The sequence below is a fragment of the Pseudoalteromonas sp. Angola-4 genome, from assembly GCF_028599265.1.
Taxonomy (GTDB): domain Bacteria; phylum Pseudomonadota; class Gammaproteobacteria; order Enterobacterales; family Alteromonadaceae; genus Pseudoalteromonas; species Pseudoalteromonas atlantica.
In genome coordinates this window covers 1-470 of the sequence record NZ_JAQREK010000080.1, presented here as the reverse complement: position 1 = coordinate 470, position 470 = coordinate 1, and the positions used below count along the sequence as shown (strand labels likewise).

1 protein-coding gene is annotated in these 470 nt (G+C 41.9%); it reads right to left on the bottom strand.

Annotation, left to right across the window (positions count from 1 at the left end; all coding sequences use genetic code 11):
• Nucleotides 1-470: amino acid--tRNA ligase-related protein (locus PSH48_RS20890; RefSeq protein WP_337946973.1), on the bottom strand; the 470-nt coding region annotated here is incomplete at both ends.

Genomic DNA, 470 nt, shown 5'->3' with positions numbered 1-470 from the left:
AAAAACTCCATGTCGTCACGGCGTTCTTCTAATACCGCTTTAAACACGTACTTAAGCATGTTTTCAGCCAATTTTGCGATATCTTCTAAATCAGCAAACGCAACTTCTGGCTCTACCATCCAAAATTCAGCTAAGTGGCGAGATGTATTTGAATTCTCTGCACGGAACGTAGGACCAAAGGTGTAAATTTTAGACATAGCTGATGCATATGTTTCACCGTTTAGCTGGCCAGATACCGTTAGGAATGCTTCTTTACCAAAAAAGTCTTCGCTGTAATCAATTTCGCCTTTATCTGTCATTGGCAGGTTTTGCATATCAAGGGTTGATACGCTGAACATTTCACCCGCACCTTCACAGTCACTGGCTGTGATGATTGGTGTACTGATCCAGTAAAAGCCTTGCTCATGATAAAAACGATGAATCGCTTGTGCTAAGCAGTTACGTACACGCGTTACTGCGCCAATCATATT